The sequence below is a fragment of the Rhodococcus sp. ACPA4 genome, from assembly GCF_002300185.1.
Classification (GTDB): Bacteria; Actinomycetota; Actinomycetes; order Mycobacteriales; family Mycobacteriaceae; genus Rhodococcus_F; species Rhodococcus_F globerula.
Window position 1 is genome coordinate 1506000 of record NZ_NSDY01000001.1, and the last position, 19158, is coordinate 1525157.

At 61.1% G+C, this 19158-nt stretch carries 17 protein-coding genes; 7 read left to right on the top strand and 10 right to left on the bottom strand.

The window, feature by feature from the left end:
- Positions 1-158 precede the first annotated feature (158 nt).
- Positions 159-1097, top strand: a complete 939-nt coding sequence (locus CJ178_RS06865; protein WP_095886413.1) for a DUF5996 family protein — start codon at positions 159-161, stop codon at positions 1095-1097.
- Here the strand turns inward: CJ178_RS06865 and CJ178_RS06870 are convergent, their stop codons facing one another.
- Positions 1098-2576 carry an FAD-dependent monooxygenase gene (locus CJ178_RS06870; RefSeq protein WP_095887871.1) on the bottom strand — a complete coding sequence of 493 codons (1479 nt, stop codon included), beginning with the start codon at positions 2574-2576 and terminating at the stop codon, positions 1098-1100. It lies immediately after the preceding gene.
- Between the two features lie 174 nt (positions 2577-2750).
- Between CJ178_RS06870 and CJ178_RS06875 the strand changes: the two genes are divergently transcribed.
- From CJ178_RS06875 to CJ178_RS06885, 3 genes are all read left to right on the top strand, one after another.
- Positions 2751-3620, top strand: a complete 870-nt coding sequence (locus CJ178_RS06875) for a DoxX family protein (protein WP_095886414.1) — start codon at positions 2751-2753, stop codon at positions 3618-3620.
- Between the two features lie 134 nt (positions 3621-3754).
- Entirely contained in the window at positions 3755-6037 is a 2283-nt protein-coding gene (locus CJ178_RS06880) for a HelD family protein (RefSeq protein ID WP_095886415.1), read from the top strand.
- Between the two features lie 50 nt (positions 6038-6087).
- Positions 6088-6570, top strand: a complete 483-nt coding sequence (locus CJ178_RS06885) for a hypothetical protein (protein WP_051730181.1) — start codon at positions 6088-6090, stop codon at positions 6568-6570.
- Between the two features lie 6 nt (positions 6571-6576).
- On the opposite strand, the gene CJ178_RS06890 is transcribed toward CJ178_RS06885, so the two are convergent.
- The 3 genes from CJ178_RS06890 to uvrB all read right to left on the bottom strand — a co-directional run bounded on the left by CJ178_RS06890 (position 6577) and on the right by uvrB (position 10273).
- Complete coding sequence (locus CJ178_RS06890; RefSeq protein WP_033230819.1) at positions 6577-7029, bottom strand: universal stress protein; 453 nt, start codon at positions 7027-7029, stop codon at positions 6577-6579.
- Positions 7030-7188: 159 nt separating this feature from the next.
- A complete protein-coding gene (locus tag CJ178_RS06895; protein ID WP_045070036.1) occupies positions 7189-8064 on the bottom strand; it encodes an SCO6745 family protein in 876 nt (291 codons plus the stop codon).
- 46 nt (positions 8065-8110) lie between these two features.
- Positions 8111-10273, bottom strand: a complete 2163-nt coding sequence (uvrB, locus tag CJ178_RS06900; RefSeq protein ID WP_033230821.1) for an excinuclease ABC subunit UvrB — start codon at positions 10271-10273, stop codon at positions 8111-8113.
- Between the two features lie 72 nt (positions 10274-10345).
- On the opposite strand from uvrB, the gene CJ178_RS06905 reads away from it, so the two are divergent.
- Positions 10346-10864 carry a DUF402 domain-containing protein gene (locus CJ178_RS06905; RefSeq protein ID WP_045071025.1) on the top strand — a complete coding sequence of 173 codons (519 nt, stop codon included), beginning with the start codon at positions 10346-10348 and terminating at the stop codon, positions 10862-10864.
- Between the two features lie 3 nt (positions 10865-10867).
- Here the strand turns inward: CJ178_RS06905 and coaE are convergent, their stop codons facing one another.
- Positions 10868-12082 carry a dephospho-CoA kinase gene (coaE, locus tag CJ178_RS06910; protein ID WP_095887872.1) on the bottom strand — a complete coding sequence of 405 codons (1215 nt, stop codon included), beginning with the start codon at positions 12080-12082 and terminating at the stop codon, positions 10868-10870.
- Positions 12083-12234: 152 nt separating this feature from the next.
- Between coaE and CJ178_RS06915 the strand changes: the two genes are divergently transcribed.
- On the top strand, positions 12235-12456 hold the full coding sequence (locus CJ178_RS06915) for a hypothetical protein (RefSeq protein WP_033230823.1): 222 nt from the start codon (positions 12235-12237) through the stop codon (positions 12454-12456).
- Positions 12457-12642: 186 nt separating this feature from the next.
- Here CJ178_RS06915 and rpsA read toward each other — a convergent pair whose 3' ends face one another.
- Complete coding sequence (gene rpsA / locus CJ178_RS06920) at positions 12643-14130, bottom strand: 30S ribosomal protein S1 (RefSeq protein ID WP_033230824.1); 1488 nt, start codon at positions 14128-14130, stop codon at positions 12643-12645.
- A 307-nt stretch (positions 14131-14437) separates the two neighbouring features.
- On the opposite strand from rpsA, the gene CJ178_RS06925 reads away from it, so the two are divergent.
- Positions 14438-15283: a class I SAM-dependent methyltransferase gene (locus CJ178_RS06925; protein WP_095886416.1), complete on the top strand. Its 846-nt coding sequence runs from the start codon at positions 14438-14440 to the stop codon at positions 15281-15283.
- A gap of 3 nt (positions 15284-15286) precedes the next feature.
- Here CJ178_RS06925 and CJ178_RS06930 read toward each other — a convergent pair whose 3' ends face one another.
- The 4 genes from CJ178_RS06930 to CJ178_RS06945 all read right to left on the bottom strand — a co-directional run bounded on the left by CJ178_RS06930 (position 15287) and on the right by CJ178_RS06945 (position 19158).
- Positions 15287-16048, bottom strand: coding sequence for an amino acid ABC transporter ATP-binding protein (locus tag CJ178_RS06930; RefSeq protein WP_033230826.1), 762 nt, complete (start codon positions 16046-16048; stop codon positions 15287-15289).
- Complete coding sequence (locus tag CJ178_RS06935; protein WP_084702999.1) at positions 16045-17001, bottom strand: amino acid ABC transporter permease; 957 nt, start codon at positions 16999-17001, stop codon at positions 16045-16047. Before CJ178_RS06935 ends, CJ178_RS06930 begins: the two co-directional genes overlap by 4 nt.
- Positions 17001-17975: an ABC transporter substrate-binding protein gene (locus tag CJ178_RS06940; protein WP_242484549.1), complete on the bottom strand. Its 975-nt coding sequence runs from the start codon at positions 17973-17975 to the stop codon at positions 17001-17003. The genes CJ178_RS06935 and CJ178_RS06940 overlap by 1 nt, the downstream gene beginning before the upstream one ends.
- Before the next feature lie 85 nt (positions 17976-18060).
- Positions 18061-19158 (bottom strand): isocitrate/isopropylmalate dehydrogenase family protein, encoded by a 1098-nt coding sequence (locus CJ178_RS06945; protein ID WP_095887873.1) that lies wholly within the window; start codon positions 19156-19158, stop codon positions 18061-18063.

Below are 19158 nucleotides of genomic sequence, written 5' to 3' on the forward strand. Positions count from 1 at the left end.
GCCAAATTTTCGATCCACATTCGCCAGCTATAGGTACGTACCAATAGATTTCAGCGAACTCTCGAGCTATGTCACGTCATCGGTTGCGTGCATGTCGAACCCACCCGTGCCAGACTCCGAAGTAGGCCCGATTGCCGATCGAGTGCGGAGGACGTCAAATGACAACATCCAATAGACCGGCGGATTGGCCAGCACTGCGTGTGAACGACTGGACCGACACGCGCGACACCCTGCACATGTGGGTGCAGATCGTGGGAAAGATCCGACTCGCATGTTCACCACTGGTCAACCACTGGTGGCAGGTCACGCTGTACGTCACTCCGCGAGGTTTGACCACATCGTCCATCCCCTACGGCGACCGCATTTTCGATATCGAGTTCGATTTCTGCGAACACCAACTACGCATCCGCACCAGTTCTGGGGAGTCACACGAGATTCCACTCGAACCTCAATCGGTATCGACGTTCTATGCACGCACGATGGAAGCACTACGCGCCCTGGGCATTTCAGTGGCAATTCAGCCAACACCGAATGAAGTCGAGCCGGCGCTTCCGTTTGCCGACGATCACGTCCACTGCTCCTACGACGCCGAAGCCGTCCACTTGTTCTGGCGCCAACTCGTTCAGGCCGACCGCGTCATCGCGTCGTTCCGTGCGGGATTCATCGGAAAGGTATCGCCGGTCCACTTCTTCTGGGGCGCAATGGACCTCGCCTGTACACGATTCTCCGGACGCACTGCGCCACCACATCCAGGGGGAGCCCCCAACTGTGGCGACTGGGTGATGGTGGAAGGTTACTCTCACGAATTGAGCAGCTGCGGCTTCTGGCCGGGCGGCGGCGAGGAAGGCGCGTTCTATTCGTACTCGTACCCCGCGCCTGCGGCGTTCGAGGGCTATCGCGTCGAACCGTCGGCAGCGTTCTACAGCAACGATTTCGGTCAGTTTCTTCTGCCGTACGAAGCAGTCCGGACGGCCACCGACCCGGACGCGACACTGCTTGCGTTTCTACAGACCACCTACGCTGCTGCCGCCGATTCGGGGCGCTGGGACAGAGCCTCGTTGGAGAGCGACCCCCATCGCTGGGGATCGCGGCGATAACTATCGCGCTCCGGTCCACCGCGACAGCGCTGCCGGCCAACCCTCTTCTCCCTCTCGAGAAGTAGAACTCCCTGCCCACGCTACGTAACCGTCGGGCCGGACCAGTAGCGCCGGTCCGTCGTCCACGCGTTGCGCTTGGACGAGTAGATCTGGTCCCGGTTTCTGCATCGTCGAGGTGTTCGCGCGCTCGCGGATGAGAACAAAACCCGGCAGGCGCTGCAGTTCCGTGAGTCGGCCTTCGTGTAGCGGCACTTCCGTCGCACGAGTCCCGACTAGATCACTCTGTCCGTCCGGCGAGGGATAACGCAGCTCAGTGCCCGCAAAACTGCCGGCGACGAGGTCACGCACCTTCGGGATCGACAGAATATGCGCAGCAAGGCGATCGCGCATGAACCTGGCGAGTCGCGGGTGCACGGTGACGGCGCGCATCATCAGCCCCGATCGCCGAACCACTTGCTTCCCGATCGGGTGCCGCTCGCGGTGATAGGTATCCAGGATCGAATCGTCGGCGCCGGCCAATACAGCGCCGAGTTTCCAGGCCAGGTTGACACCATCCTGAATTCCGGTGTTCATTCCTTGTGCGCCCATCGGCGAGTGCACGTGTGCGGCATCCCCCACCAGAAACACCCTGCCGCTGCGATAGTCGCGAACCTGACGCTCGTCGCAATGGAAACGCGAATGCCAGCCTATTTCGACGACGCCCATATCGCGTCCCATGGCCCGGTTCAGCGCACCCACGATCTCGGCTTCTCCCACCGGATCGGTATCGGGAACCTGACGCCGTCGATCCCAGGTCATCGAGCGATACCAAGCGCCGCTACTGTCCTCCTTCCCGTAGGGCGCAAGGAACCCGAACTCACGTGGAGTGTCCCCCAGCGTGAGGCCACCGTCGTGCGGTCCGGCGGTCAGTTTCACGTCAGCCAACACCACTGACGACAGCACGGATTTCCCGGGGAAATCCATCCCGACCAGGTCGCGAACCGTACTGTGGGCGCCGTCCGCCCCAACGACGTATTTGGCGCGCCACGTCATCGTGGACGAAGGGTTGTCATCGTCTTTGGGACGAGCAGTGAGGGTGACTCCGGCGTCGTCCTGAACGAGATCGACAAGCGCGATACCACGGTGAATGTCTGCTCCCTGGTCCTTGGCATAGAGCTCGAGGGCTTGGTCGACGTTGGTCTGCGCGGTAATCATGGCGAACCGGTAGCGAGATCTCAGGTGGGTGAGGTCCAGCTTTGCACCCTTGAAAAGGTTGATCCCCGGGGTGGTCGTGCTCGTCGCAAGTAGCTGGTCGGCCATTCCGCGCGCATCGAGCAACTCCAGTGTTCGCGCCATCGTTGCAAACGCCCGGCTGGACGGGTTGATCGTCGGCCACTTCTCCACTACAGCCACCGAGCGCCCCAGCCGCGCAAGATCACCAGCCACGGTCATACCTGCTGGGCCACCACCGACCACCACTACGTCGACGTTGCGATCCATCGTCAAACCTCCCACGCCGTCGTCCCAAGGTGTGTCGCAGCCGAGTTTCGGTTAATTCTTCGCTGATGGACGCGGTTTTTGCAGTCTTCCCACAGCGGCCGGCAAAACGTAACCTGTCCCAGGTTTCGTTCTGATCGCTAGTGTGGAAAGGACCTACATCGGGAGGCTTGGAACATGCTGGTACGTCGAATTGCTCGTCCACTACTTTCCACCATTTTCATTGCCGGGGGGATCGATGCGCTCCGTAATCCTGCGCAACGTGCGGCAAAAGCAACTCCGCTGATCGACAAATCAGTGGAAACACTCCCCGGCGCGGTGACACAAAAATTGCCCGCAGACCCAGAGACACTGATCAAGCTCAACGCGGTAATCCAGATCGGCGGCGGGGCATTGCTGGCAAGCGGAAAGGCTCCACGCGTCGCATCGTTGGCACTGGCGGGGAGCCTGATCCCCACCACAGTTGCAGGCCACGATTTCTGGAACGAGTCGGACCCCACACTTCGCGCGATGCAACGCACCAACTTCATCAAGAACGTCAGCCTGCTCGGCGGCCTGATGATCGCCGCCGTCGACACCGAGGGCAAACCGTCACTCGGCTGGCGCGGTCGCCGCGCCGCCAGGAAGGCGCAGGCCTCGATCGCGGCGACGCTGCCCTTGGCAGCCGCGAACCACGACGATCACACCGGCGAACGTCTCGAGCATGCACTCGCCGTTGCATCGGAGCGTGGGACCGAGCTAGCCGAAGCTGCGAAGGTTCACGGTGCCGAATTGCTCGAGATCGCAAAGGAACGAGGCCCCGAGATTCTCGAGGTTGCCCAGAAGCGCGGGGCGGAACTGGCAGAAACGGCCCGCGAGCGTGGGTCCGAACTGGCGGAGTTAGCCGGCAAGCGCAGCGCCGAGTTTGCAGAACTTGCGCTCGAAAAAAGCAACGAATGGGCGGAGACTGCATCCGAGCAGTCCGAGGTCCTCGGCAAGCGAGCTCGCAAACGCGCCGAAATCGCCCTGGCGAAGGCCCGCGAGAAGCGCGACGAATTGACGCACTGACACAATCACACGTCCGGTCAGGCCACCCTCGGGTGGCCTGACCTCGTTGGATACACCCCATTCACCTAAGCGAACTAGACTGTCTTGGCACTTTTGCGGTGCTCGAACTTCTTTCACCAAGCCTAGGAGAACCCTTGCCCGACGCGGACCCGTCACACACCGAGCAACAGCTCGAGCAGCAGTACGTGACGATGCTGTATTCCCGTCTCGACGAGCTCCGGAAGCATGCCAAATCGCGCCTGAGCACCGTCTTGCTGGAAAGCGGTGGAACCCCGCAGGCACGCAGTGAACGCGAATCGTTCAACGCGATGTACACCGAGGATCTAGCCAAGTACGACGCAGCCGAAAATGGACTGTGCTTCGGCAGAATCGATTTCGACGACGAACATCGCTACGTCGGCCGCCTGGGAATTCTCGACACCGAGAACGACTACGAGACGCTCCTCCTCGACTGGCGCGCCCCGATGGCCCGCCCGTTCTACCTCGCGACACCAGCGGCGCCTGAGGGCGTGAAGCGTCGACGCCACATCCGTAGCCGTAGCCGCGCGGTCACCGGAATCAACGACGAATACCTCGACCTCGACGCAGCTCGCGCTGCCGGCGTTGTCACCGAAGCCGGTGGCGTAGCCGGCGAGAGCGCGCTACTCGACGCATTGAACGCCGCCCGCACGGGCCAGATGAACGACATCGTCGAAACCATCCAGACCGAGCAGGATTCGATCATCCGATCCGAACACAAGAGTGTGCTCGTGGTTCAGGGTGGCCCCGGTACCGGCAAAACCGCTGTGGCGCTCCACCGTGCAGCGTTCCTGCTCTACACCTATCGCCAGCAATTGGCGAAGGCCGGAGTACTCATCATCGGCCCTAACGCAACGTTCCTCGACTACATCAGTCAGGTGCTCCCGTCACTTGGTGAAACCGGCGTTCTACTCTCCACCATCGGCGACCTGTATCCCGGAGTGCGCGCAACACGAATCGATTCGCTTGCGGCCGGTGAGATCAAGGGTTCACTCGACATCCTCGAAGTACTCAAGAACGCTGTCCGTGATCGCCAGGAAGTACCGTCATCGCCGATTGTTCTCCGATTCGACACCTACGACCTGAAACTGGATCGAAAGACAGTCACCAAGGCCCGTGGCCGTGCCCGCTCGTCCCGCCGGCCGCACAACTTGGCCAGGCCGATCTTCGTATCAGCGGTCATCGAAGCGCTGGCTCTACAGATGGCCGAGATCATCGGCGGAAATCTGGTGGACGGCGGTTCGCTCCTGAGTCGTGACGACATCGCCGACATCCGTGACGAGATGCGCGAAGACGCCGACATCATGTCCGCAATCGGCTCACTATGGCCCGAGTTGTCGCCGCAACAGATTCTCGCCGAACTCTGGACGTCACCGCGGCGACTGGAAAAAGCCGCTCCACAATTCGACGACAACCAGCGCTCGGAATTGTTGCAAAGCGTCGGCCCCGGATTCAGTGCCGCGGACGCGCCGCTACTCGACGAGCTGGCCGAAATTCTCGGCGTTGACGACGCCGCTGAACGCGAACGGGCACAACGACAATGGCGCGCTCAGATTGCCGACGCACAGGGCGCTCTCGATATTCTGACAGGGTCGGCGCCGCAGGATCTCGAAGACGAGATGGACCCCGAAATCCTGATGGCCTACGACCTGATCGACGCCAGTCAACTCGCCCAGCGTCACGATTTGGGCCAGCATCAGACCACTGCCGAGCGCGCAGCAGGTGATCGAACCTGGACCTACGGTCACGTGATCGTGGACGAGGCCCAGGAGTTGTCGGCTATGGCGTGGCGAATGTTGATGCGCCGCATACCGAATCGCTGGATGACGTTGGTGGGCGACACAGCGCAGACCGGTGATCCCGCCGGCACGTCGTCATGGCAGACGATCCTCGAACCGTACGTCGCGAAGCGTTGGAAGCTCACACAGCTGACCGTGAACTATCGAACCCCGTCGGAAATCATGGATGTGGCACACCGGGTGCTCGAAGAAATCGATCCCACGCAAGCAGTACCCCGGTCGGTCAGAGACAGCGGTTTTGCACCGTGGTCACTGAAAACCACAGCGGAGAATCTCCAGGAGACGGTGCGTCGCTGCATCGACCACGAGTCTCACGCAGGCTTGACTGCGGTGATCGCCGGGCACGAGACGGTGAAGAACCTGTCCGGCCTCGCCGGCGACTCTGTCAGCGTGCTCTCCGTCAAGGACGTCAAGGGCCTGGAATTCGACACCGTTTTCATCGTCGAACCCTCGGATATCCTCGACGAATCGCCGCGCGGAATGAATGACCTGTACGTCGCACTGACCCGCGCAACCCAGCGACTCGGCATCATTCACGTCGAATCGCTTCCGGCTGTGCTCGACAACATCGCCGAAGCTGCATTCACACCCGTGATGTGATGCGGCGGAGTAGGTTCTCTCGTGCCACTTCTACTGAAGGAAATCTTCTCGTGACCGCTCCGATCGCCGCACGCATGCCGCAGTGGCTACTCCGTCGCCGCCCACAGGTCGTCGGAGCTGCGCTGATCGGCCTGTGCGCCGGGACGCTGATCGGATGCGCTCAGGCCGAGTCTTCGCCGTCGGATACCGCCGACGGCGCCGCACCTGCCACTGCCACGGCCGACTCACCCGAGCTTCAGGCACTCGAACGGTTCCGGGACGCGATCACGGCCGACGGCGTCACCACACCGCTTACCGACGACACCCTGCAAGCACTCGGGGACGGAATCTGCCGTCAGTTGGCGGTGGGCACGGATCGAACGATGATCATCGAGAATTTGCGCAGCGTGACGCACAACGGCGCCACCAGCCGACCTGGCCAACTCCAAGACGTGGAGAGCACCGAAAACAGTTCGGCCGCATCGCCGATCAGTGCCGATCCCTATCGATTGGGAACCGTGATCGTCGACGCGGCCGAGACCGAGTACTGCTGAGAACTTTCAGCGAACGGTATGAACGATCAGGACGTCGGATGTTGCCTTTCGTGCAGCATCCGACGGTACCGATCCGAGTAGACGCCCGGTCAGTGTGTTGAGTCCACGGTTACCGATGACCAACAGATCACCCTCGACCTCGTCGAGCAAGGCGAGCAACGACTCGACGGGCGCTCCGACGATTGCCCGTTCCACGACCTTCTCCGCGCCGGCCGCATGTGCGCGCTCCCGAGCCGTTCGGAGGATTTCGTAGGTAGGTGTCGAACCTGTGACCTGGTATGCCTCGTCGCCGAGTACATCTGCCGCAGCGCTGACGTCCTTGGGGTCTGCCGGGTAGTACGCGCACGCGATAATCAATTGCGCACTGGCATCGGCTGCAATGCTTGCGGCCCGGTCGACTGCTTTCAGTGACGACTCGGAGCCATCGGTTCCTACGACAACGGTCCGGTAGGCACTCATTCATCCTCCATGGTTACGAGATAGTCAGCGGTTACGGGATAGTCAGCGCTGCTGACATTAGCGGGCAGAGCGCAGCGATAGTGCCAATTGCCATACACACCACAACACCGCAGTGAATGTGATCTGCAGTCACATCAAAAAATTACACTGAATTCCGGATCAGCGCAGGTTTCCGAATCGCGGACCGAAAAGCGCTGCGGGAAACACGTCCTGTTCAGTCAGTGCAGCACGCCACGGCGCTGCCAGTTCGAGAAGCCTGTCTGCTCCGGATTCGCCCAAGGCGTCCCACGGCGCCAAAGCCAGATCGTCCGTCAAGTCCTCCACGACGTCGCGCAGTTCCTGCCCGTCCTCGGTCAGTGCTCCCGACTTACGATCGAGCAACTCTCGATCCTGAAGATCCTGGACACCTTGCGCCCACTGCTCGGCAGACCACCCGCGACGACTCTGAGCAAACTTCTGCTGGAATCCGATACCCGTGGCGGTGTGGGTGATCAAGGCTTCCAACCCGTTCAGTCCGGCAGTCTGCAGTGCGGCGATGTGTCCGTCACCGCGGTACTCCCGCAGCAAAGTCAGTGCGTGCCAGAACGCGAGGTGCGGCACGGTCGGCCACTCGACGGAAGCCCAACCGGCGTACAGCGGACGCCCCTCGACGCCGGGGATGTTCCGCGCTGCAATGGAAACCAACTCGGCAGCTTCAGCCATGTCCTGTGACGACGTCACCTCTTCGCCGAGGAGACGAACGTACGCGGCGTCGATGGCGCGGTAGCGCGCAGCAACAATCTCCGACGGTTTCGCGAGGTCCCACGCGCGCGGAATCACGCTGGCGACCAACTCCGGATTGAAGTTGTAGAACGCCGACGTCACGACAGTGGCGGGTGGCGTACCCAAGGGCGCAGCGCGACCCGCGAAGTACACCATCCGGCCCGGCTCGAGCCCCAGCGCAACCAATTCCTTTTCCGTCTCCGGAACGAAGTAAGCCAACGAATGGAGAAGTTCGAGAGTACGGCCGGTCTTGCCGGCAGTCTGTGCATCCATATGTGAACCGTAGCGGGCGTTCCCGATTCACACACATCCCACCGAACTACTTCAAACCGGCCGCGTCCATGCCTCGAAGCTCCTTCTTGAGATCCGAGATTTCGTCACGCAAACGACCGGCCAACTCGAACTGCAAGTCCCGGGCGGCATTCATCATCTGATCTGTGAGTTCCTTGACCAGGTCTGCCAATTCGGCCCGGGGCATCGATTTGGTGTCGCGGCCTTCGTACACTCCTGCACTGACCGCGCGGCCCGCTTCGCCCTGCGCTCGACGGCCACGCGTCGCGTTACGTCCGGAACCACCGATGTCGACGGACGCAGCGGTGTCCTCGGCTTCCTCGTAGACCTGATCGAGGATGTCGGCGATCTTCTTGCGGAGAGGCTGCGGATCAACCCCCATCTTCTTGTTGTATTCGACCTGCTTCTCACGGCGACGCTCGGTCTCTTCGATTGCCTGCGCCATGGAGGCAGTGATCTTGTCCGCGTACATGTGGACCTGGCCGGACACGTTACGAGCAGCGCGGCCGATGGTCTGGATAAGGCTGGTGGAACTCCGCAGGAAGCCCTCCTTGTCGGCATCGAGAATCGCAACAAGCGACACCTCGGGAAGGTCGAGGCCCTCACGCAGAAGGTTGATGCCGACCAGGACGTCGTACTCCCCCAGTCGCAACTGCCGCAGCAGTTCGACGCGACGTAACGTGTCGATGTCGGAGTGTAGATAGCGAACCCGGATTCCGAGTTCGAGCAGATAATCGGTGAGATCTTCCGACATCTTCTTGGTCAATGTCGTGACAAGGACTCGCTCGTCCTTTGCCGCGCGTTCCCGGATCTCGTGAACCAGGTCGTCGATCTGCCCCTTGGTCGGCTTGACGATCACCTCGGGATCGACGAGACCTGTCGGACGAATCACCTGCTCGACGAACTCACCGCCGGCTTGCCCCAACTCGTACTTGCCTGGCGTTGCCGACAGGTAGACGGTCTGACCGATGCGCTGACTGAATTCTTCCCACGTCAGCGGCCGGTTATCCGTCGCCGACGGCAGGCGGAAACCGAACTCCACCAGGTTGCGCTTACGCGACATGTCACCCTCGTACATGGCGCCGATCTGTGGAACGGTCACATGTGACTCGTCGATGACCAGCAGGAAATCCTCGGGGAAGTAGTCGATCAGCGTAGCCGGCGCGGTGCCAGGTCCACGGCCGTCGATGTGCCGTGAATAGTTCTCGATTCCGGAGCAGAATCCGACCTGTTTGATCATCTCCAAGTCGTACTGCGTTCGCATCCGTAGCCGCTGCGCCTCGAGCAGTTTGCCCTTGCCTTCCAACTCTTCGAGTCGTTGTTCGAGTTCTGCCTCGATGTCCTTGACCGCACGCTCGAGACGCTCGGGCCCGGCAACATAGTGGGTCGCGGGGAAGATCCGAACGGTATCCACTTTCCGGACGATGTCGCCGGTGAGCGGATGAAGGTAGTACAGCGCCTCGATCTCGTCGCCGAAGAACTCGATCCGAACCGCCAACTCCTCGTACGACGGGATGATTTCAACCGTGTCACCCCGGACGCGGAACGAACCACGGGTGAACGCAACATCGTTGCGGTTGTACTGCACGTCGACCAGGAGGCGCAGAAACGCATCACGCGGAACCTCGACGCCCACTTCGAGCGAGATGGAGCGATCGAGGTAAGACTGCGGTGTACCGAGACCGTAGATGCACGACACGGACGCGACCACAACAACGTCCCGTCGCGAGAGCAGGCTCGACGTCGCGGAGTGACGCAGACGTTCGACGTCGTCGTTGACCGACGAGTCTTTCTCGATATACGTGTCCGTCTGAGCGATATATGCCTCAGGCTGGTAGTAGTCGTAATACGAGACGAAGTATTCAACCGAGTTGTTCGGCAACATCTCGCGAAGCTCGTTGGCCAACTGAGCAGCCAAGGTCTTGTTCGGTGCCATCACCAGCGTCGGCCGCTGCACGCGCTCGATCAGCCAGGCGGTCGTCGCAGATTTGCCGGTGCCGGTGGCACCAAGCAGGACTATGTCCTTCTCGCCCTCGTTGAGCCGTTTCTCGAGCTCGGCAATGGCAGCGGGCTGATCGCCGGCAGGCTCGTATTCGCTGACGACCTCGAACCGGCCGTCAGAGCGCTCGATGTCGCTGACCGGACGAAACTCGGAATGTGCGACGACTGGATGTTCGGAAGCAAACGCCATGAAACCAGGGTATGCGCACCCACCGACATCATGCGTGGGCACAAGCTCGTCGCAGCGGTAGGTTCTTGCAACATGAGCGAAGCACGTATTCACATTCACCCGCCCAAAGTCGAAACTTTCGACCTCGAGGCCCGAACCAACATCGACCCCAAGGGCTTCGTTCGCCAGGTCGAAACCTACCGCGAAGAGCCATGGGGCCTGTACATGGGCCGACACGCAGACCATCCACAATTCCACTACCTGGAGTCGTGGATACTTCCCGACCTCGGAATCCGAGCGTCGATCTTCCACTTCACGCCGGGGCACGAACGGGACCAGGATCACTACATCGACATCGGCACATTCACGCGCGGTGAGCACGCATGGAGATCCGAAGACCACTATCTCGATCTGATTGTGCAGACCGGCCGCAGCACCGAACTACTCGACGTCGACGAACTCCTGGAAGCGCACGCATCCGGAATACTCGACGCCCAGACGTCCGAACAGGCCATGCTGACCGCTGCCCGCACCATCGACGGCATTGCCGCCCACGGTCACGATCTCGGCGCGTGGCTGTCGTCGTTGGGCATGCCGATCACCTGGCGGTAGGCGTCAGGCCGTCCAACCCGACTTGTCTGCCCATTCCCACGCACGGTGGAACGCCGCGTCGAACCAGGGTGTCTTGACCGCGAGGTACGCATCCATCGCCTTGTCGTAATCATCTATTCCGGACGCTTGCTCCGCGGCCCGGACCTTCAACGCGGCATACTCCGCACGGGCGTCGTCATCCGCCCGCAGCCAGTCACGGAACAACACGGCAAATTGCTGGCCCGGCCAACCGTCGACACGAATATGGATGTTCACCGGCCGGCCCGGATCTGCGCTGGCATGAATCCGCTTCGCCCACACGCTCGGATCGGTTTCACCCCCGACATAGGCAGGTTTCGGATCGTCCGCGACGATGTTCTCAAGACGCGGAAAACCACCAGTTGCAAGGTCCGCGGCCAAGTCGTCCGCAATCCCGATGTGTTCGACGGTGATCTGAAGATCGATCACGTCCTTCGCGTCGAGTCCCGGTACGGCAGTGGAACCGATGTGATCGATACGCGTGGCTCGATCACCACACAGCAGCGCCAACCGGTTGATCAGGCGAGTTGCTTGCACCGGCCACTGCGGATCCGCGGGGCTCAGCTCAGGAAGTACACGAACCGCTGTTCCGGTGCGCAGATTCTCCTCGAACGGTGCGATTCGACCTGCCCACAGTTCACGGACGACAGCGTCCAGGGCGCCTGGATCACCGCTGTTGTCGAGCCAGACGTCCGCAACGGCGCGGCGCTGATCGTCGGTCGCCTGCGCCGCGATTCGCGCCCTGGCATCGCTCTCGGGCATCCCACGTGACTCGACCAACCGCCGGACGCGTTCTTCGGCGTCGACGTACACGATGACAACCATATTGAACGCCGGAGCCATTCCAGCTTCGACCAGCAGTGGAATATCCTGCACCAGAACAGAATTCGCTGGCGCAGCATCAATGGCTTCGGCCGTACGATGGCCGATCAACGGATGCAGGATCGAATTGAGAGTGCCGCGGGAAGCGTCGTCGGCAAACGCCAACGCCGCAAGCGCGGGTCGATCGAGGGTGCCGTCCGGCGCGATGATGCCGTCACCGAACGCCTGCGCCAACGCAGCCAACCCCGGAGTACCGGGTTCTACGACCTCTCGGGCGATCAGATCGGCATCAACGATCACTGCTCCCAGTTCGGTGAGGATTTTCGACACAGTCGACTTGCCGGCTCCGATGCCTCCAGTGAGGCCAACTCTCAACACAACGGACAGTCTCTCACCTATGCTCACGGCACGAGATTCGAGTCCTGAAATTGAACACGCCACACAACTCGAGACGCAAATACCACAATAAAGGCAATCCGTGTGGTTAAGTTCTAGCGAACGCCCTGCACCTTCTCGAGAAAGTGGACGCCATGCGAGCAGATCGTGACCATCTTGGTCAGCATCGCCTCGGAATGCCGAACGGCGTGCACTGTATCGAATTTCCCGAGGTTGCCTTTGCATTGGCCGAACATCGGCGAACGTGGTTCACCGTCCTCGTGAGCCAGGGCCGTCACAGCTTCGCGTCGATGCGCAAGCGCACAGCCGAAGCCACCGCGACGTATTGGGTCCCGGCTCCGGCCACCACCGCTTGACCTAGCAGCACCGCAGCTTTCACCCGACAGCCACCAGTCGCCAGACTGGTGGCTGTCGCATTTCCTCCCATGCGACAACCGGTGTGACGCGAATACTTGTGCCACACAACAAAAGAACCCCGCTCCTGCTTGCGCAGGAGCGGGGTTCTTTCACAGATCTCGCTTGATCAGATCAAGCAGTAATCCTTATGCGTTGCCCGACAGCTTCTCGCGAAGTGCGGCGAGCTGTGCATCGCTTGCAAGCGATCCACCAGCGGACTCTGCCGGAGCGGAGCCTGCAGAGGCCGGAGCCTCTTCGTCGTCTGCAGAAGCCGTCTCCGAGGAGTAGCCGGCAGCAGCGGTGGCAGCTTCAGCGGCCTCGTCTGCAGCGGTCTTCTCCATCTGAACGGTGTGCATCTTGTGACGACGCTCAGCCTCGGCGTAGCGGTTCTCCCACTCTTCGCGCTGCTTGTCGAAGCCCTCGAGCCATTCGTTGGTCTCGGGATCGAAGCCCTCGGGGAAGATGTAGTTGCCCTGCTCGTCGTACGAGTCGGCCATGCCGTACTTGGACGGATCGAACTCGGCGTTGTAATCCTCGTTGGCCTGCTTCAGCGACAGCGAGATACGACGACGCTCGAGGTCGATGTCGATGACCTTGACGAGTGCATCGTCGCCGACGCCGACAACCTGGTCCGGAACCTCGACGTGGCGCTCAGCCAGCTCCGAGATGTGAACGAGGCCTTCGATTCCCTCTTCGACGCGCACGAATGCACCGAACGGAACCAGCTTCGTGACCTTGCCGGGCACGATCTGGCCGATGGCGTGCGTGCGGGCGAACTGACGCCACGGATCTTCCTGCGTTGCCTTGAGCGACAGGGAGACGCGCTCGCGGTCCAGGTCGACGTCGAGAACCTCGACGGTGACCTCGGTGCCGACCTCGACAACCTCGGACGGGTGATCGATGTGCTTCCAAGACAGCTCGGAAACGTGAACCAGACCGTCTACGCCGCCCAGGTCCACGAATGCACCGAAGTTGACGATGGAGGACACGACGCCCTTGCGGACCTGGCCCTTCTGGAGCTGGTGCAGGAATTCGCTGCGAACCTCGGACTGAGTCTGCTCGAGCCATGCACGGCGCGACAGGACCACGTTGTTGCGGTTCTTGTCGAGCTCGATGATCTTGGCCTCGATCTCCTTGCCGACGTACGGCTGGAGGTCGCGGACACGACGCATTTCGACGAGCGAGGCGGGGAGGAAGCCACGAAGGCCGATGTCAAGGATGAGGCCGCCCTTGACGACCTCGATGACGGTGCCCTTGACGGCCTCGTCCTTCTCCTTGAGCTCCTCGATGGTGCCCCAGGCACGCTCGTACTGAGCACGCTTCTTCGACAGGATCAGTCGACCTTCTTTGTCCTCCTTGGTGAGGACGAGAGCCTCGACCGCATCTCCCACGGAGACGACCTCGTTGGGGTCGACGTCGTGCTTGATGGAGAGCTCACGAGAAGGGATGACACCTTCGGTCTTGTAACCGATGTCGAGCAGAACCTCGTCGCGGTCGACCTTGACGATGGTGCCTTCGACGATGTCACCATCGTTGAAGTACTTGATCGTTGCGTCGATGGCGGCGAGGAAGTCCTCGGCAGAGCCAATGTCGTTAATGGCAACCTGCGGCGAGGTGACGGTTGTGGAGGGCATATGTTGAATTGCTCCGGACGAGTTGTGGTCGGTTGATGGATTTTGTCGGACGAGATGCAACATTGCAGGTACCGGAATGCAGTACCCAGTTGCACAGAAACTAACAACCGGAAACCGAAACACATTCCGCACCCGAACGGTGCACCACAAGATCTCTCGTTCACGCCGATCCAAGGCCTCGGTAAAGGCCTAGTACAGATATTCGACTGAATGACAGACACTCGCGTGGGTAAGACTACGCGTCGGCGGTGCGAGCGGGCAAACCCGGGTACCCTGTCGCCGCTGGTAGCGCTCTAGTCTGTTCGACATGTCTGACGATCGCCACGCTGCCGCCAATTCCATTCTCGGGACCAGCGGAGCCGGCAGGGTCCGGGTCGACTCCGATGCGAGCGACCGCGCCAGCCGCGCGTGGTGGGACGCAGACGCCGAGGACTACCACCGCACTCATGGCGAGTTTCTGGGCGTGAACAGCGCAGACGGTGAATTCGTCTGGTGCCCCGAGGGTCTACACGAAGGCGATCACCACCTGCTCGGCGACATCGTCGACAAGGACATCCTCGAAGTAGGGTGCGGCTCCGCACCCTGCGCCCGGTGGCTGGCCGGTCACGGCGCCCGGGCCGTCGGACTCGATATTTCGATGGGCATGCTCTCGCGCGGAGTCGACGCTATGACTGCCGGCGGACCACGCGTACCGCTGATCCAGGCGAGCGCCGAATTGCTGCCGTTTGCCGACGCGAGCTTCGACATCGTCTGCTCCGCTTTCGGAGCCGTTCCGTTCGTGGCCGATTCGCAGCAAGTGATGAACGAAGTAGCGCGAGTTCTACGGCCGGGCGGCAAGTGGGTGTTTGCGGTCAACCATCCGATTCGCTGGATCTTCCCCGACGACCCAGGACCCAAGGGACTGACTGCGACACTCCCCTACTTCGACCGCACGCCCTACGTCGAGGTCGACGACAACGGCGTACCCACCTACGTCGAGCACCACCGCACGATCGGCGACCGCGTCCGCGAACTGGTGGCGGCCGGCCTGCAGGTTCACGACATCATCGAACCGGAGTGGCCGGAGTGGCTGGACCGCGAGTGGGGACAGTGGAGTCCTCTACGCGGCCAGCTCTTTCCGGGCACCGCGATATTCAGCGCCGTCAAACCCTGAGAGCTACAGCAGATTCGACAGGAATGCCTTGGTGCGATCCTGCTGCGGGTTGGCCAGAAGTTGTCGCGGCTCACCGGATTCGACGACAACTCCGCCGTCCATGAACACCAGCTGATCGGCAACCTCACGGGCGAAGCCCATCTCGTGAGTGACGACGACCATCGTCATACCGTCTTTGGCGAGTTGTTTCATGACTGTCAGAACTTCACCGACGAGTTCCGGATCGAGAGCCGACGTCGGCTCGTCGAAGAGCATCAGTTTCGGGTCCATCGCGAGTGCCCGCGCGATGGCAACGCGCTGTTGCTGTCCACCGGACAACTGGGCGGGGTATGCGTTTGCCTTGGCGCTCAAACCGACCTGATCGAGCAGATCCTTTGCCCGCTCGATTGCCTTCTTCTTGCTGACGCGCTTCACCTGGGTGGGCGCTTCGATGATGTTTTCCAACGCAGTTCGGTGCGGGAACAAGTTGAAGTGCTGGAACACCATGCCGATGTCCTGACGTTGCTTCGCCGCCGCCCGTGGGTGCAGTTCGTAAAGCTTGCCGTTCTTCTCCGAGTAACCGACGAGGTCGCCGTCGACATACAGGCGTCCGGCATTGACCTGTTCGAGGTGGTTGATGCAGCGCAAGAAAGTCGACTTGCCCGACCCGGACGGACCGACCAGGCAGAGCACCTGCCCACGATCGATTTCGAGTGACACGCCTTTGAGAACCTGGAGTGCGCCGAAGTTCTTGCACACTCGATCTGCCTTGACCATCGGTGTCATTTGCGTTCTCCTCCGGGAGTGTCCGGGAGTGTCTCCACTACCGTCGCGTTGCCTTGCGCATCGGCAAGCGCCTGAAGCTGGCGTGTGGTCAGTGCTCGCGTGGCACCCTTCGAGTAGTACCGCTCGACGTAGAACTGGCCGATCATCAGCAGGCTGGTGATCGCGAGGTACCAGGTTGCCGCAACCATGAGCAATGGAATCGGCTCGAAGTTTGCACCCGAAATATCTCTGGCACGACCGTACAACTCCAAGCTGTAAGGAACTGCGGACACCAGCGACGTCGTCTTGAGCATGCTGATCAACTCGTTGCCCGTCGGCGGGATAATCACGCGCATCGCCTGTGGGAGAACCGTTCGGCGCATGGTCTGGCTCCACGTCATGCCCAACGCGATGGATGCTTCGGTCTGTCCCTCGTTGACCGAACTCACTCCGGCTCGGACGATTTCCGCCATGTAGGCAGCCTCGTTCAATGCCAACCCGATGACGGCAAAAAGGAACGCCGCCTGGATTCCCTGTAGATCGATGTGCACGAACTGATGCACAAACGGGATACCGAGATCGAGGCTCTTGTAGATCGACGGAAACAGCCCCCAGAACACCAATTGGACGTACACGGGCGTGCCACGAAAGATCCAGAGATACCCCCAAGCGGCTGTCCTGAGGACAGGGTTGGGTGACAACCTCATCACAGCCAAAATCACGCCAAGGACTATCGCGATCACCATCGACAGCACTGTCAGTTGGATGGTCTTCCACGCGGCCGCGCTGATTCGCGAGTCGAACAGATACCGACCGTAGGTTCCCCATCCGAACGCGTCGTTGGTCGCCGCCCCGTAGACGAACAGTCCGAACAACACCACTACGACGATCGCAGCTATCCAGCGACCAGGTCTGCGCAGTGGGATCGCCTTGATCGGCGCCGGATCGCCACTCTCGGTTGTTGTCATGTTCATCAGCTCTCCGCGCCGTTGATCTTGGATACTTCGATGACGCCGGCCTCGACGCTCCACGTCTGAGCGATCTGTTGATAGACGCCGTTGTCGATCAGGTACTGCATGGCCTGCTGAAGTGCGGGACCCAGCTCCGAGCCCTTGACGATCGGCCAACCGTACGGTGCCGAATCGAAGGGCTCACCCGCCGCTTCCATTCGGCCCTTGCTGCGCTTGATCGCGTAGCCGGTGACCGGCGAGTCCGCGGACAGTGCGTCGACTCGGCCGAGGATGAGCGCATTCGCCGCGTCGTCCTGGCTGTCGTACTTGACCTTCTCGATCGGCGGTTTGCCTGCGGCAACACATGCCTCGCTCTTTGCAGGCACTTCGTCGATGTCCTCGGTCGTCGTGGTTTGGACCGCGACCCGCAGCCCACACGCATTGTTCGGATCGACAGGATTGTCCGGGCGCTGCGCCCATTGAATGCCTGCGCTGTAGTAGGTCACGAAGTCGACCGTCTTCTCGCGCTCCTTGGAATCGGTGAACGACGACATTCCCATGTCGTAGCTCCCCGATTGGATTGCGGGAATGATCTTGTCGAAGTCCGCTTGGTTGAAGACCGCCTCGACTCCGAGCACTGCCGCAACAGCTTTCATCAAGTCGACGTCGAATCCGACGATGTTGCCGTCCGCGTCCTTGAATTCGTTGGGCGCGTAGGGAATGTTCACCCCGATCTGGAGCTTGCCGGTTTCAGCGACCTTCGGTGGCAACAGCGCCGCAATCTCAGGCACCTTCTGCACCGTGAGTGGAGGACCTTCCGGCACAAGACCTTCGTCGTTGACCACACATCCCCCGCAGAGCGCGACAATCACGCCGACCAACAGGAGCCGAACGAGATGTATGCGTACTCCCCCGCGACGAAACACTCTTGCTCGCGCGTTTTCACCGACCACGACTCTGCTCTCCACTCGTCGATCGCCGCATCGAGCAACGCTCATTCGAAATTCAGTAGAACGGTAGGGTACGGCAGGACTTCCTCGACTAACGATTCCGAACTCCTTCCCCACCCGTGCGATACAAGAATCAGCGACGAAGTGTATGCGCGTACACCACTTCGGCGAATTCGCTGGTGGACGCAAGGCCGCCAAGGTCAGCGGTCGCGATTCCCGAGGAAATAGTGGCGTTCACCGCATTTCTGATTCGACGCGCCGCAGCCGACAACACAGGTTCGCGACGGACATCTGCCAGCCAGTCCAGCATCATCGCACTCGAGAGAAACATGGCTGTGGGGTTGGCTCGGTTCTTGCCCGCTATGTCCGGCGCCGCTCCGTGCGCAGCCTGCGCCATGACTCGAGTGTCCGAGACATTGATCGACGGCGCTGTCCCGAGCGAGCCGGCCAACTCTCCTGCCAGGTCTGACAGGATGTCGCCGAACATGTTCTCGGTGACTACGACATCGAAATCTCCACCTCGCCGAACCAGAAGTGCGGCCATGGCATCGACATGTTCATCGTCGACAACGACATGAGGGAAATCGGCGGCCACAGTGCGGCAGGCATCGCGGAAAAGCCCGGTGGTAAGGGTGAGGACATTCGCTTTGTGGACGATGGTGACGTGATTGCGTCGACGCGTCGCCAGAGCGAACGCCGTTCGGGCTATTCGCTCGCACGCTGCGCGCGTGAAAACGCCAACCGCCAGTGCGAGGTCCGGCGTCGGCATGAATTCACCGCTACCGACAGCCATGTTGCGGTCTGCGTACAGCCCCTCGGTGTTCTCGCGGACGATCACCAAGTCCATGTCCGGAACAGTCGCCTTCACTCCGCTCAGAACAGCGGCCGGACGGATGTTCGCAAAGAGTTCGAACTTCTTTCGGATCACACCGCCGGGCGTCAGCTGTCCACGAAACTCGCTCGGGTACGACGCGCTGTCATGTGGTCCGAGGATCCATCCGGGTAGCTGCTCGAGTGCCGTGAGTGTCTCGTCGGGAATCGGTGTCCCGTGACTGTCGATGGCTTCGAAGCCGAGCGGCAGTTCCACCCACTCCACTGGTTGGGCGTGAACCGAGGACATTGCGCCGTCCATGATCTCCCGAGTGGCCGGGACGATATCCTGACCGATTCCGTCGCCGCGCATGAGTCCCAGCCGCAGGCCCGATGATCCGATTGCACTCGTACCTGTCAT